Origin of the sequence: Actinoplanes oryzae (assembly GCF_030757795.1) — a bacterium.
In the GTDB taxonomy this organism is placed as follows: Bacteria; Actinomycetota; Actinomycetes; order Mycobacteriales; family Micromonosporaceae; genus Actinoplanes.
Genome location: NZ_JAUQWH010000073.1, coordinates 1 through 14,180, shown reverse-complemented (window position 1 = coordinate 14,180; position 14,180 = coordinate 1). Strand labels below are relative to the sequence as shown.

Here is a 14,180-nt window from a genome sequence, read left to right as displayed (position 1 = left end):
AATTTGTTGACATGATCACCCTCGAAGCGATCGAGGCGGCCGCCGGGCGGATCGCCGGCGATGTCGTCCACACCCCCACGGTGCCGAGCTCCGGGCTGAGCGACGCGCTCGGCGTGCCGGTCACTGTCAAGCTGGAGCTGCTGCAGCGTACGGGCTCCTTCAAGGTCCGCGGCGCGGCCAACAAGCTGCGCACGCTGACCGCGGCCGAGCGCGCCGCGGGGGTCGTCGCCGTCAGCGGCGGCAATCACGGCATCGCGGTCGCGGCGATGGCCGGGGCGCTCGGGGTCAAGGCGACGGTCGTCATGCCGCGCACCGCGCCGCGGCGCGCGATCGAGCTGGCCGGGCAGTACGGGGCCGCCGTGCAGGTCACCGACGACGTCACCGAGGCGTTCGCGCTCAGTGAGCGGCTGCGCGGCGAGGGGCTCACGCTGCTGCACCCCTTCGACGACGCGGAGGTCGTGGCCGGGCAGGGCACGGTCGGGCTGGAGCTGGCGCGCGACGCCGGGCCGCTGACCGACGTGCTGGTCAGCATCGGGGGCGGCGGGCTGATCAGCGGGGTCGCGGCGGCGGTCCGGGCGCTGCGGCCGGGCGTCCGCGTCTGGGGCGTCGAGACCGAGGGGTCGGACGGCATGCGCCGGGCGCTCGCGGCGGGCGGGCCGGTCCCGATGACGCCCACCTCGATCGTGTCGACGCTGTCCCCGCCGGCGGTGGCGACCATGACGTACGAGCACGTGCGCGAGCTGGTCGACGACGTGCTCGTGGTGAGCGACGCGGAGGCCGTCCGGGGCTCGCTGGAGCTCGCGGAGGCCGCGAAGGTGTGGACCGAGCCCGCCGCCGGGTGCCTGCTGCCGGCCGCGCGCTGCGTGGTCGACCGGGCCGGGCCGGAGGCGCGGATCGGGCTGGTCGTGTGCGGGGGCAACGCCGTCGTCGCGGACATGCTGGCGTGGGCGGACCGGCTCGGGGTCACCGTTGGCTGAGTCCTGGGCGACGCCGGAGTTCCAGGCCGAGGCCGCCCGCGTCGTCGCGGCGCACCGGCCGCTGGTCGAGCCCCTGGCCGCCGCGATCGGCCCCGGCGCCGAGGTGGTCCTGCACGACCTGAGCAGGCTGCCGAACTCGGTGGCCGCGATCGCCGGCGGGCTGAGCGGGCGCGGGATCGGCGCACCCGCCACCGACCTGGGCCTGCGGCTGCTGATGCAGGACGACCCGCCGGAGAGCATCGTCGGCTATCGCACCGAGCTGCCCGGCGGCGTCGTGTGCCGGTCGTCGACGATCTTCCTGCGCGGCACCCTCGCCCGGCCCGTCGCCGCGCTGTGCATCAACCGGGACATCACGCGGCTCACGGCCGCCCGGGATCTGCTCGCCGAGCTGATCGACACGCCGAACACCAGTGGGCACGAGCGCTTCTACGACAGCGTCGAGCAGCTGACGAGCGATCTGCTCGCGCGGGCGGTCGCAGCGGTGGGCGTACCCGTGGCGCGGATGAGCAAGGCCGACAAGATCGAGGTCGTCAGGGACCTGCAGCGGCGGGGCTTCTTCCTGATCAAGGAGTCGGTGGAGCTGGCCGCGGCGGCGCTGGGCGTGACCCGCTACACGATCTACAACTACTTGAACGAGTGACCGATCAGGTCGCGCGTGTAGCCCTCGCCGAGCAGGTGGCGGTAGGCGACGTGGACGGCTGAGGGCACCTCCTGCCGGACGGCGTAGCCACGCCACGGGTACTCGATCACGCGCTGCAGGGCGCCCACGAGCCGGTCGATCGCCTGCCGCTCGTCGGCGGCTCCGGACACGTACTCCTCGAAGGTCACCCGCCCCGCGGCGCACACGGCCGTGACCTCCGGCCAGACCTTGCGGCAGGTGGCATAGGCGCGGCGCTGCATGGCCGGCTCGGCGACGATCATGACCGTACGCGGCCGGATGCCCGCCGCTCCGAGCACCTCGCGGGAGAGCGTGAGCGTCAGCCCGGTGTGCGTGGCTCGCGGCTCCACCAGCACGGCGTCGCCGGGCACGCCCTCCGCGATGGCCCGCTCCCGCTGGTCCTCGGTGAGCACCATCGTCGGGAACCAGCCGGCGTGCCAGAGCTCGGCGGCGTACCCGGCGTCGGCGAGCCCGATGGCCGCCTCGCACCTGGCCAGCGGGTGCCGCATCTGGTGGTAGTCCCAGATCAGCCGGGCGGCCTCCCGGTGTCCTTCCGTGACAGTCACGATGACGCTCCTTCCAGTCCGACGCCCAGCCTTACGGCTCCCGGCGGGCGAAAAGTTCAATGCGCACCGAGGGTGACGAATATTGCCGCCGCGTAACGGGCCGGTTACCTGGTCGCCGCGCCGGGAGCGCTTCCATGGCCCCCTACGGACCGTCCCCATGGGAGGAAATGCCTGGTGAAGCCGATCTTGACGGCCGGTCGGGACCTTTACTTTCGTCGATTCGCTACATAGATTGCTCTCCATCGACAAAAGTTCTGGGACGCGGGACGGTCACGTTCCGCGACTGTCGTGCTGCCCGATCGGAGCCGCATGCACTCTGACAACGTTGGCAAGTCCCGCTGGCGATTCTCCCGGCGCTCCCTGCTCGCGACCGGTGCGCTAGGCCTCACGGTTCCCGCCGTCGGCGCCGCCTCCGCGCTGACGCCGAGCCGTCCCGCCCGCGCCGCCGGCACGGTCCGCAAGGTCACCGTCTACGCCGAGGCCCTGCCCGGCAACCTCTACGGCTACGGCCTCGAGCGCGGCAAGGCCACTGTGCCCGGTCCGACGCTGGAGATGTACGAGGGCGACACGCTCGAGATCACGCTGGTCAACACCACCGACCAGCGGCTGTCGATCCACCCGCACGGGGTGGACTACAGCACGGACTCGGACGGCTCGCCGTTCAACGCCTCGTTCAACGCGCCCGGCGAGACCCGCACGTACGTGTGGCGCAGTCACGAGATGACCACCGCGTCCGCGGGCCGGCGGTTCATGCCGGGCAGCGCGGGCTACTGGCACTACCACGACCACGCGATGGGCACCGAGCACGGCACCCTGGGCGTGGCCCGGGGCCTCTACGGCGCGCTGATCGTGCGCCGCCGTGGCGACCTCCTGCCCGACAAACAGGTCGTCGTGGTCTTCCACGACTCGCAGATCAACAACCGGTCCGCGCCGGACACCCCGATGTTCCAGGCGAACCTCGGCGAGCGGATCGAGTGGGTCGCCATCGGCCACGGGAACCTGTTCCACACGTTCCACCTGCACTCGCACCGCTGGGCGGACAACCGCACCGGCATGCTCGAGGGCCCGTCCGACCCGAGCATCACGATCGACAACAAGGACCTCAACCCGGGCAGCTCCTTCGGGTTCCAGGTCCTCGCCGGCGACGGGGGCGGCCCCGGCGCGTGGATGTACCACTGCCACGTGCAGACGCACTCCGACAGCGGCATGAGCGGCATCTTCCTGGTGCGCAACGCGGACGGCACGATGCCGCCGGGCGCGCAGGAGGCCATCGACCGCTTCCACCACCACGTGCACAGCGCTGCTCACGAAGGGCACACCGGATGAGGCTCACCGCATCCCTCGCCACCCTCGCGCTGGTCATCGGCGTCCTCCAGGCGCCTGCCGCCGCCGCTGACCCCCCTGCCGGGGAAATTCTCGTCTTCCACGGTCCCGCGGCGCAGCAACAGGATCCGGTCGCGCGCGCCGCCGAGACGATCACCTCGCTGGCCGCCGCCCAGGACGTCGCCGTCGATACCACCAGCGACCCGGCTGTCTTCACCCCTGACGGACTCGCGAAGTACCGCGCGGTGGTCTTCCTGTCGGCCACCGGCGCGGCGCTGACGGGCGCGCAGGAGGGCGCCCTGCAGGCGTACGTGAAGGCGGGCAACGGTTTCGTCGGCATCGGCGACGCGGCCAAGGCCCAGCTGGACTCGACGTGGTTCACCGGTCTGATCGGCACCCGCCCGGCCGGGGCGATCCCGACGGCCGAGCCGATCGCCAAGGTGACCGCCAGCGGCGAGAACCCGCCCAACGAGACGGCGGCCAAGCTGATCGACGGCGACGCGAACACCAAGTGGCTCGTCCGGACGCCCACCGGCTGGGCGACGTTCGAGCTGGCCGCCGCCAAGGCCGTCACCGCGTACGCCCTCACGTCCGCCAACGACTCGGCCGGCCGCGACCCGAAGGACTGGAAACTTCAGGGTTCCGCCGATGGTGCAACGTGGACTGACATCGATTCCCGGACGGGTCAGACGTTCCCGGAACGGTTCCAGACGCGCCGCTTCGACCTGGCCGCCCCGGCGACGTACAAGTTCTTCCGGCTGAATGTGACCGCCAACAGCGGCGAGCCGCTCACCCAGCTCGCGGATCTGCGGCTGTTCACGGGCACGACCACCACTCCCCCGCCGCCCGCGGTGAACCGGGCGGTCGTCGACGTGCTCGACCGGCAGCATCCCGCGACCAAGGGGCTGCCGATGACCGTCAGCCGGTCGGACCGCTGGTACAACTGGGATCCGAACCCGGTCGGCACGGTGCACACCGTCGCGCAGGTCGAGGAGCGGCACTACGACGCCGGGCTCGGCGCCAACGGGCCGTTCCACCCCGTCTCGTGGTGCCGCGACTACGACGGCGGCCGGTCCTTCTACACCGGCATGGGCCACACCGCCGACTCGTACGGCGAGGACGCCTTCCGCAAGCACCTGTCCGGCGCGCTCGGCTGGGCCGCCGGGCTGGTCCGCGGCGACTGCCAGGCCACGATCGCGGCGAACTACAAGACCGAGCGGCTCACCGCGGCCAACCAGACCGGGCAGCTCGACCAGATCGGCGAGCCGCACGGGCTCACCGTCGCGCCCGGCGGCACGATCTTCTACGTCGGCAAGGCGGCGTGCCCGGGCGGCCCGATCGTCGACTGGGCCGACCCGAAGGTGGGGCTGGGCTGCGGGACGATCCACTCGTACGACCCGCGCACGAAGCAGGTCAAGCTGCTGACCACGCTGGCGGTGATGGGCAACCGGGGCAGCGGCTCCGAGCTGGTCAAGAACGAGGAGGGGCTGCTCGGCATCGTCGCCGATCCCGCGTTCCAGAGCAACGGATGGATCTACGTCTACTGGATGCCGCACGAGTCGATCGACCGGGAGAAGCGGACCGGCGAGCGGACGATCAGCCGGTTCACGTACGCGAACGGGACCATCGATCAGGCGACGCGCAAGGATCTGCTCACGTTCCCGGTGCAGATCCACAGTTGTTGCCACGCCGGCGGTGGCATGGCGTTCGACAAGGACGGCAACCTGTACGTCGGGTCGGGCGACAACAACTCGTCCGAGGGCTCGCAGGGCTACTCCGGCAACAACTGGACGGCCGAGTACGCCGGGATCTCGTTCCAGGACGCGCGCCGGACGTCGGGCAACACGAACGACCTCGCGGGCAAGATCATCCGGATCCACCCCGAGGCGGACGGGACGTACACGATTCCGCCGGGCAACCTCTTCCCGCCCGGCACGGCCAAGACCCGCCCCGAGATCTACGTGATGGGCGTGCGGAACATCGCGCGGCTGCAGATCGACGAGGAGCGGCAGTGGCTGACGGCCGGCTGGGTCGGCCCCGACGCCACGAATCCGTCGCCCGAGCTCGGTCCCGCGAAGTACGAGACCGCCACCATCATCACGTCGGCGGGGAACCAGGGCTGGCCGTACTGCATGGGCAACCGGCAGCCGTACCGGGACCGGAGCAGCACCGATGCCACGGTGCTCACCGGCTGGTACAACTGCGACGCGCTCAAGAACGAGTCACCGCGCAACACCGGGCTCGTCGACATCCCGCCCGCCCGCGACAACATGATCTGGTACTCGCCCGGTGGCGGCGGGCCCGTGTTCCCGCCGCGCGCCGACGGCAGCGGCATTCCGACCTACAACGCCGCGGACGCCACGTACACCCAGCCGTATCTGCGGGGCGGCGGCCAGGCGGTCATGTCCGGCCCGACCTACCACTACGACAAGGTCGACACGTCCAGCGGCGTGGCGTGGCCGCGGTACTGGGACGACAAGTGGTTCCTCGGCGACCAGTCGAACGCGAACAACCGGGTGGCGGTCACCGTCGATCCGGCGGGTGTTCCCACCCAGTCGCCGCCGCCCTTCGCCGAGTCGCTGCGCGCGATCCTGCCCGCCGGAGCCGGTTCCACCCAGTTGCAGTCCTGGATGGACGCCAAGTTCGGTGCGGACGGCGCGCTCTATCTGCTCGACTACGGCGGCGGGTTCTTCAGCCTCAGCCCGGCGCAGAAGCTGCTCAAGGTGAGCTACACCGGCGGGCCCGCCACCCCGGCCCCGGCGGCGAGTGCGGTCGCGGTGCAGAACAAATTGCTCACGTACGCCTTCACGGGCTCGCGGTCGGGCGGCGTCTCGCACCGGTGGGACTTCGGCGACGGCACCGGTTCCACGGCGGCCGACCCCGTGCACACGTACGCCAAGGCCGGCACCTACACGGCGAAGCTGACCGTCACGTACGCCGACGGGGAGACCGCCACGGTGACCACCACCGTGGCCGCGGGCTGCGCCGTGCCGGACACTCGGAAGAACGTCGTCATCGACGGCAAGGACACCGGGGTGCCGAACCTGGCCGGCGACGGGGGCTGCACGCTCAACGACCTCATCGGCGACGAGGGCGCCTGGGCGGACCACGACACGTTCGTCCGGCACGTCACCACGCTGGCCGGGCAGTTCCCGCTGACCGCGCGCCAGGCGGGGGTGCTGACCCGGGCGGCGGCCGCGTCGGAGATCGGGCGGCCGGGCCGGACGGCGTACGAGCCGCTCTTCGACGGCACCGCGGCGTCCCTGCGCGGCTGGCAGCAGGCGCCCTCGGGATCGTTCGGCATCCAGCCGGACGGGTCGCTGCGCTCGGCCGGCGGGCTCGGGATGCTGTGGCACACCAGGGAACTGGGCGACTTCTCGCTGCGGTTGCAGTTCCGGGACATCGCCCCGGGCACCGGGCGCGCCAACAGCGGGGTGTTCGTGCGCTTCCCGGACCCGCGGACGCCGGTCGCCGAGCGGCCTTCCTGCGGCCGGACCGGCTCCGCGGCGACGTCGGAGGCCTGGGTCGCCATCTACTGCGGGCACGAGATCCAGATCTACGACGGCGAGACCGGCGAGGTGCAGAAGACCGGCTCGGTCTACAACTTCGACCCGCAGCCGCTGTCCGCGGCGGGCGCCACGGCGAAGAACGTGTGGAACGACTACGAGATCCGCGCCGTCGGCCAGCACTACACGATCATCCGCAACGGGGTGGTCATCAACGAGTTCGACAACACGCCCGGCAAGCAGTCGTCGCGGGCCGGGGACCCGCCGACCGACCTGCGGCAGTTCCTGCGCGGCCACATCGGCCTGCAGAACCACGGCGACGCCGACCTCATCGAGTTCCGCAACATCCGAGTCCGGGGACTGTGATGCGCTTCCTGCTCCGAGGTGCCGCGGCGATCGCGCTGCTCCTGGCCATGGCCGTGCCGGCGGCGCCCGCCGCCGCCGCGCAGACCCTGACCTGGACGGCCGACGACAGCGTCACCCAGTACAAGTCCGTGCCCACGACGGCGGTGACCGGCGAGACCACCGTCGTCTTCGAGAACAGCACCGCCACCGGCAACACGACCGGGATGCCGCACACGCTGACCTTCGACACCAGCACGCCCGGCTACAACCATGACGTCACGCTCAACATCCTGGCCAACCCCTTCGACACGAACAACGGCCGGCACACGGCGACCGTGACGCTGACCGAGGGCCGGTACCGGTACTACTGCACGATTCCCGGGCACAGCTCGATGGTCGGCGAACTCGTGGTGACCGGCGGCGAGGAGCCGCCGGAGGACACCACGGCGCCGACCGTGTCCGCCACCGTCACCGGCAACGCCACCGTCACCGTGACGGCCACTGACACCGATTCCGGTGTGGCCCGCGTCGAGTACCAGCTCGATGACGGCGCCTGGACGCCCTACACGGCACCGGTCTCCGTCACGGCGCCCGGCGCGCACGTGCTCCGCGCCCGGGCCACGGACACCGCCGGGAACACGTCGGAACCGGTTTCCGTCAGTTTCACCGTCACCGAGCCGGAGCCGGACGAGGACGTCACGGCGCCCACGGTGGCCGCTCAGGTCGGCGGAACCCGCGACGACGCCGGCAACTACGTCGGATCCGCGACCGTCACCGTCACCGCCGCCGACGACGACTCCGGGGTGGCCCGCGTCGAGGTGCAGGTCGACGGGGGCACCTGGGCGGCGTACACGCAGCCGGTGGTCGTGACCGGGGCGGGCCCGCACATGGTCCACTACCGGGCCACCGACAACGCCGGGAACACCTCGGCGGAGCAGATGGCCCACTTCACCGTGGTCGCCGGCGACGGCGGGGGCACCGACGAGTGCCCCGGCGGCGACGCGCGGGCCACGGTGTTCCTGGGCGGCACCGACACCGGGGTGCCCAACGCCGACACCGGCAACGGCTGCACCGTCAGCGACCTCATCGACGAGGACGCCGGCTATCCCACCCACGCCGCCTTCGTCCGCCACGTCGAGGCCGTCACGAACGGTCTCGTCGCGGCCGGCACGCTCACCGCCCGCCAGGCCGGCACCCTCGTCCGCGCGGCGGCCCGCTCATGAATCCCTTCCGTAGGAGTCAGTCCATGCGCCGTACCGTCAGACTGGCCGCGGTGACCGCCGCCGCCCTCACCGCCGGGGTGCTGGTCCATGCCCCGGCCGCCCAGGCCGACCTCGTCACCTACTGCATCGGCACCGGCGGAGCCGTCACCGTGCCGAACGACCTCTACGTGCCGGCCGGCGAGTCGTGCGCGCTCACCGGCACGATCGTCACCGGTAACGTCAGCGTGGCCGCGGGCGGCAACCTCGTCGTCGCGGGCGGCCGGGTCGACGGGCAGGTGAGCGTGGCGGCCGACGGCTACCTCGACCTCAAGCAGAGCACCGTGCGCGGCGACGTGACCCTGGCCTCCGGCGGGTACGGCGTCTATCTGAACGACAGTGACACCGGTTCCCTCGCCGTCCGGCCGAAGGGGTCCGCCACCGTCGACAGCTTCCTCTTCGCCGAGCGGGCGAGCGTGGACGGCAGCGTCAACGCCCAGGCCGGCGAGGTCCACCTCGACGACGGCACCCAGGTGACCGGGTCGCTGTCGACGACCGGCACCTACTACACGGACCTGCACGACTCGTTCGTCGACGGCGCGCTCTCGGTGCTCAACAGCGCCACCGGCAGCGTGGTGTGCGGCAGCGCGGTGCGGGGGCGGGCGACCTTCTCCGGCAACCTCGGCGGCGTGCAGGTCGGGCTCGGCGGCACGCTCGACAGCTGCGCGTCCGGCGGCTACTTCAACGCGGACGTGAGCATCACCAACACCACCGGGGCGGCGTCGGTCGCCGACACCATCATCAACGGGTCGCTGACCGTGCAGCGGAACACGCCCGCCGCGTCGGTCGCCGCGTCGAACCGCATCCGCGGCGGCGTCATCGGCGACACGGCAGCGGCATCGAAGTCCGCCCGGTCGGCCGCCGCCGGCGCCGGGACAGCCGACCGCGACGAGAGGGGCGAGCAGCGCGCCGGGCAGCGCCGGGCCGCCGCGGTGTCCGAGGCCGTGGCCGCCGGTGACGCGGGGCTGGGCCGGTGAAGCGCCTCGCCGTGGCCGCCGTCTTCGCGGCGACGTTCATGACGGCCCCGGCGTACGCCGCCGAGCCGCCCGCCCAGGAGCCGGGCGTGACGCTCCGGACGTACGACATCGGGGTGGCCGCGAGCCGGATCTGCGAGCTGAAGCCGGGGCAGACGCCCAACGTCGACAAGCTGATGCCGACGATCGACTGGACGACGGCCGACCAGTTCGGGCAGGAGGACAACTTCGTCACGCACGCGCTGGCGAATCTGACCGTTCCTGGAACCGGTTCCTACACGTTCCGGCTGACGAGTGACGACGGCTCGAAGCTGTTCATCGACGACACGCTCGTGATCGACCACGACGGGCTGCACGGCGCCGAGCCCAAGGACGGCACGGTCACCCTGACGGCCGGGCTGCACCCGCTGCGGGCCGAGTTCTTCGAGAACGGCGGCGGACAGCAGCTCACCCTCGCGTGGCGGCCGCCGGGCGCGGACGACTTCGCCGTGGTCCCGACCAGCGCGCTGAGCACCGACGCCGGGGTCGTGCGCGTGACGGCACCCGGCCGCAAGGAGTGCGCCGCCGGCACGGACACGCCGGGCGACGGGCTGCCGCTGACCGCCGTGCACCCGGGTTACGACCTGACGAACCTGCGCCCGCCGGGCTTCGAGCCGCAGGTCTCCGGCATGGCGTGGAAGCCGGACGGCACGCTGGTCATCAGCACGTGGGGCGGGTCCGACAAGCTCGAGGGCGAGGTCTACCTCGTCAAGAACGTGACCGGGAGGACCGGGCCGGGCAGCGTCACGTACAAGAGGATCGCCGGTGGGTTGAAGGAGCCCATGGGCGTGGCCGTGGTCGACGGCATGGTCTACGTGTCGCAGAAGCACGAGCTCACCGAGTTCCGCGACACCGACGGCGACGAGGTGCTCGACAAGCAGCGGACCGTGGCGGTGTGGCCCTTCGGCGGCAACTTCCACGAGTTCGCCTTCGGGCTGCTCTACAAGAACGGCAACTTCTATCTCAACCTGTCGGTCGCCATCAACCTCGGCGGCGCGACGACCGATCCGCAACCGGTCTCAGGACGCGGCACGAGCGTCGTCGTGAACCGCAGGACCGGCAAGGTCACCACGGTCGCGGGCGGGCTGCGCACCCCGAACGGCATCGGCTGGGGGCCGGGCGGCAAGCTCTACGTGACCGACAACCAGGGCGGCTGGCTGCCGTCGAACAAGCTGCTCCGCATCGAGGAGGGCGCGTTCTACAACCACTACACCAACCCCGACGGCCCGTACGACTCCCAGCCGGTCACGCGGCCCGTCCTGTGGCTGCCGCAGAACCAGATCGCCAACTCCCCCAGCACGCCGGTCCTGCTGAACTCGGGGCCGTACCAGGGGCAGCTGCTGATCGGTGACGTCACCTACGGCGGCCTGCAGCGGGCGGCGCTGGAAACGGTGCACGGCGTCGAGCAGGGCGCGGTGTTCCGGCACACGCAGGGGCTCGAGGCCGGCGTCAACGAGGTGTCGATCGGCCCGGACGGCGCTGTCTACGTCGGCGGGCTCGGCGCGGACGGCAACTGGGGCCAGGAGGGCAAGCTGCGCTTCGGGCTGCAGAAGCTGACCCCGAACGGCACGACCGTGTTCGACATGAAGACGGTGAAGGCCACCCCGACCGGCTTCACCATCGAATACACCAAGCCGGTGGCCGGCACCGACCTGACCGGCGCGTACCAGGTCGAGCAATGGCGCTACGTTCCCACCGCCCAGTACGGCGGCCCCGAGGTCGACGAGGAGACCCTGCGAGTGACCGCGGCCGCGGTCTCCCGTGACAGGAAGACCGTCACGCTCACGGTGCCCGGGCTGCGCAAGGACCGCGTGGTGCACCTGCGCTCGCCACGCCCGTTCACTGCGGCTGACGGGTCGTCGCTGTGGAGCACCGAGGCCTGGTACACGCTCAACGAGATCCCGGGTGCCCAGGCGCAGCAGGTGTTCTACGAGGCCGAGGAGGGCAACCGGGAGGGCGGCGCCACGCTCGCCACCGACCACCGCGGTTACTCGGGAATCGGTTTCGTGGCCGGTTTCGGCAACCTCAACGCCTCGAACACCACCTTCGTCACGGTCGACAAGGCCGGCGACTATTCGGTCGGGCTGCGCTACTCCAACGGTCCCGACCCGTTCAGCGGGACGAAGACGGTCAGCGTCCACGTCAACGACCGCAAGATCCGGCAGGTGTCCCTGCCGACCACCGTCACGTGGGAGGAGTGGGCGACGGCGTCCACGACGCTGCGCCTGGCCAAGGGCGTCAACAAGATCACGTACCGGGTGGACGCGCTCGACACCGGGCACGTCAACCTGGACCTGATCAGCGTCCGGACGCCGGGTGAGCGGATCACGCTCTTCGACGGCCACGGCCTGGACAACTGGCAGCACACCGACGGCCGGCGCCCGCAGTGGCCCGCGGTGGACGGCGGCGCCACCGAGGTCTGCTGCGGCGACCTGCGCACCAAGGAGGCCTTCGGCGACTACAAGCTGCACGTCGAGTTCAAGGTGCCGCTGCTGCCGCCGGAGGTCACCGGCCAGGACCGCGGCAACAGCGGCGTCTACCAGCAGGAGCGCTACGAGCTGCAGGTCCTCGACTCGTACGGCGACACGACGCTCGCCAGCAATGAGGCGGGCGCGATCTACACGGTCAAGGCGCCGGACGTGAACATGGCGAAGGCACCGGAGACGTGGCAGACGTACGACGTCACGTACCGGGCCGCGCGTTACGACGCCGCGGGCGCCAAGACGGCGAACGCCCGGATCACGGTGATCTGGAACGGCCGCAAGGTCCACGACAACGTCGAGATCCCGAACGGCACCGGCGGCAACATCCCGGAGGGCCCGTCCACCGGCGCCATCCGCCTGCAGGACCACGGCAACAAGGTCCAGTACCGCAACGTCTGGATCGAGCCGGTCGCTTAGAAGGCCGCGTCGCGCAGGGAGCGGGGCAGCGCCTGGTCGAGATAGGTGCTCGTCCCGCTCTCCCGCAGTTCGCGGGCGGCGCTCACGAGGGCGCCGTAGGCCGCCCAGGCCAGGCTGCCGCCCGTGGACACCCGGCGCACGCCGATCCCGGCGAGCTCGGACACGCTGGGACCGGTGCGCAACGCCAGGACGTTGACGGGCGCGGCGGTCTCGGTGACCACGCGGGCGATGTCGGCGGCAGCGGTCAGCCCGGGGGCGTAGACGCAGCCCGCCCCGGCGTCACGGTAGGCGATCAGCCGCGCGATCGTGTCGTCCAGGTCTCCGGCGCCGTAGAGGTGGTTCTCCGCCCGGCCGGTCAGCACGATGCCGTGCCGGGCGCATTCCCCGGCGGCGGCGGCGATCCGCTCGGCGGCGACGTCCACGGGCAGGACGGCTCCCGTCGCCGGATCATAATCCTCAATTGACACACCACTGGCACCGGTTTCCGCCAGCATCCGCACGGTCTCGGCCACGCCGCGCGGAGTGTCGGCGTATCCGCTCTCGGCGTCCACGGACAGCGGGATGCGTACGGCGGCGGTCAGGGCCGCGACGTGGGCAACCAGCTCGTCGCGGGTCACGTGCTGGTCCGCGCGGCCCAGCGACGCGGCGAAGCCGGAACTCGTCGTGGCCAGCGCGGGAAAGCCGAGCTGCTCGAGCAGCCGCGCCGACGGGACGTCCCAGGGGTTCGGCAGCACGAAGGTGCCGCCGGCGTGCAACGAGCGAAAGGCAGCGCGAGCATCCTCAGTCACGTTGCGCGATGCTACCCGGGCCCGCCTCCCCGGCGGGGAAGCGGACCCGGGGCGGTGTCGTGGCGCGTCAGTCGAGGATCGGCAGGGTGCTCGGGCCGTTGTCGACGAAGGAGAAGGTGGTCTTCAGCGGGGCGTCGCCCAGCTCCTCGGCGATCAGGCCGGAGCGGCCGAAGTACTGCAGGAAGGCGTCGCGGCTGCTGATGGCGTACGTGGGGCGGCCGGACGAGTCGGTGGCGTCGAGCTTGGTGATGGCGAAGTTCTGACCGGCGCGGCCGGCGTCGCAGAGGGCGGCGACCACGGTCAGCGGGTTGCTGCCGTTGTTCTTCAGGCCCATGCAGGCGGGCTCGCCGTTCGGGTCGGCCTTCGCGGTCTTGATCAGCCACTTGTTGCCGTTGGGGACCAGCACGAACAGGCCCTTGTCGATGTCGCCGTCGGTCAGGTTGAGGCGGCCGCGGGCGTCGACGGCGAGGATGGACTCGAACTCCTCGACCGGCTTGATGACGACCTGCCGCTTGCCCGCGAGAATGTCGCCTTCCGTGGCCGCGGCGGAGGCAGCGGCGGCGGGAGCCGCGGCGGAGGCGGACGCGGGAGACAGCCACGCGGCCTGGGAGAGGACCAGGCCGCCGGCCAGGACGCCGAGCACGAGCTTCTTCACGGGACTACCTCCAGGTCGGAATTGCGCTGACCTGGTCCACGATCGTCCGCTTGCGACCCTCCCGGGGGAATCGCCCGGACTCGTGGCACGAACCCGGGAGACCGCCCGACGCCTGCGAGGCCCGCCTGCGTTGCCACCCACTACCGCCGCCGGTCAGCCGCCGCCGTCGCCGCCCACTGCCGCAGCCCGT

At 71.6% G+C, this 14,180-nt stretch carries 9 protein-coding genes and 1 pseudogene; 7 read left to right on the top strand and 3 right to left on the bottom strand.

Annotation, left to right across the window (positions count from 1 at the left end; genetic code table 11):
- The first annotated feature begins 11 nt into the window (after positions 1-11).
- Both RBH18_RS23090 and RBH18_RS23085 read left to right on the top strand, forming a co-directional pair.
- Positions 12-977, top strand: coding sequence for a threonine/serine dehydratase (locus RBH18_RS23090; protein ID WP_306211104.1), 966 nt, complete (start codon positions 12-14; stop codon positions 975-977).
- Positions 970-1,617, top strand: coding sequence for a helix-turn-helix transcriptional regulator (locus RBH18_RS23085; RefSeq protein WP_306211103.1), 648 nt, complete (start codon positions 970-972; stop codon positions 1,615-1,617). The genes RBH18_RS23090 and RBH18_RS23085 overlap by 8 nt, the downstream gene beginning before the upstream one ends.
- Here RBH18_RS23085 and RBH18_RS23080 read toward each other — a convergent pair.
- A complete protein-coding gene (locus RBH18_RS23080; RefSeq protein WP_306211102.1) occupies positions 1,602-2,201 on the bottom strand; it encodes a YdcF family protein in 600 nt (199 codons plus the stop codon). The two genes, RBH18_RS23085 and RBH18_RS23080, sit on opposite strands and share 16 nt — an antisense overlap.
- A gap of 309 nt (positions 2,202-2,510) precedes the next feature.
- Here RBH18_RS23080 and RBH18_RS23075 point away from each other — a divergent pair, with 309 nt between their 5' ends.
- The 5 genes and pseudogenes from RBH18_RS23075 (at position 2,511) to RBH18_RS23055 (ending at position 12,547) form a co-directional block, all read left to right on the top strand.
- On the top strand, positions 2,511-3,527 hold the full coding sequence (locus tag RBH18_RS23075; RefSeq protein WP_306211101.1) for a multicopper oxidase domain-containing protein: 1,017 nt from the start codon (positions 2,511-2,513) through the stop codon (positions 3,525-3,527).
- A complete protein-coding gene (locus RBH18_RS23070) occupies positions 3,524-7,396 on the top strand; it encodes a ThuA domain-containing protein (protein ID WP_306211100.1) in 3,873 nt (1,290 codons plus the stop codon). Before RBH18_RS23075 ends, RBH18_RS23070 begins: the two co-directional genes overlap by 4 nt.
- Positions 7,397-7,452: 56 nt before the next feature.
- Positions 7,453-8,334 (top strand): annotated as a pseudogene (locus RBH18_RS23065) (OmpL47-type beta-barrel domain-containing protein); the annotation flags it as partial.
- Positions 8,335-8,621: 287 nt separating this feature from the next.
- Positions 8,622-9,611: a hypothetical protein gene (locus tag RBH18_RS23060; RefSeq protein WP_306211098.1), complete on the top strand. Its 990-nt coding sequence runs from the start codon at positions 8,622-8,624 to the stop codon at positions 9,609-9,611.
- The gene (locus tag RBH18_RS23055; protein WP_306211097.1) at positions 9,608-12,547 is read left to right on the top strand and encodes a family 16 glycoside hydrolase; all 2,940 of its coding nucleotides are present in this window, start codon (positions 9,608-9,610) and stop codon (positions 12,545-12,547) included. Before RBH18_RS23060 ends, RBH18_RS23055 begins: the two co-directional genes overlap by 4 nt.
- Here RBH18_RS23055 and RBH18_RS23050 read toward each other — a convergent pair.
- Both RBH18_RS23050 and RBH18_RS23045 read right to left on the bottom strand, forming a co-directional pair.
- A complete protein-coding gene (locus RBH18_RS23050) occupies positions 12,544-13,335 on the bottom strand; it encodes an isocitrate lyase/PEP mutase family protein (protein WP_306211096.1) in 792 nt (263 codons plus the stop codon). The genes RBH18_RS23055 and RBH18_RS23050 overlap by 4 nt on opposite strands.
- 67 nt (positions 13,336-13,402) lie before the next feature.
- Positions 13,403-13,990: a hypothetical protein gene (locus RBH18_RS23045; RefSeq protein ID WP_306211095.1), complete on the bottom strand. Its 588-nt coding sequence runs from the start codon at positions 13,988-13,990 to the stop codon at positions 13,403-13,405.
- Positions 13,991-14,180: the final 190 nt, after the last annotated feature.

What these genes read in the sequence shown, in the direction of transcription:
- RBH18_RS23090 (WP_306211104.1), top strand. Translation starts at nt 12, where the DNA reads ATGATCACCCTCGAAGCGATCGAGGCGGCCGCCGGGCGGATCGCCGGC.
- RBH18_RS23075 (WP_306211101.1), top strand. Translation starts at nt 2,511, where the DNA reads ATGCACTCTGACAACGTTGGCAAGTCCCGCTGGCGATTCTCCCGGCGC.
- RBH18_RS23070 (WP_306211100.1), top strand. Translation starts at nt 3,524, where the DNA reads ATGAGGCTCACCGCATCCCTCGCCACCCTCGCGCTGGTCATCGGCGTC.
- RBH18_RS23060 (WP_306211098.1), top strand. Translation starts at nt 8,622, where the DNA reads ATGCGCCGTACCGTCAGACTGGCCGCGGTGACCGCCGCCGCCCTCACC.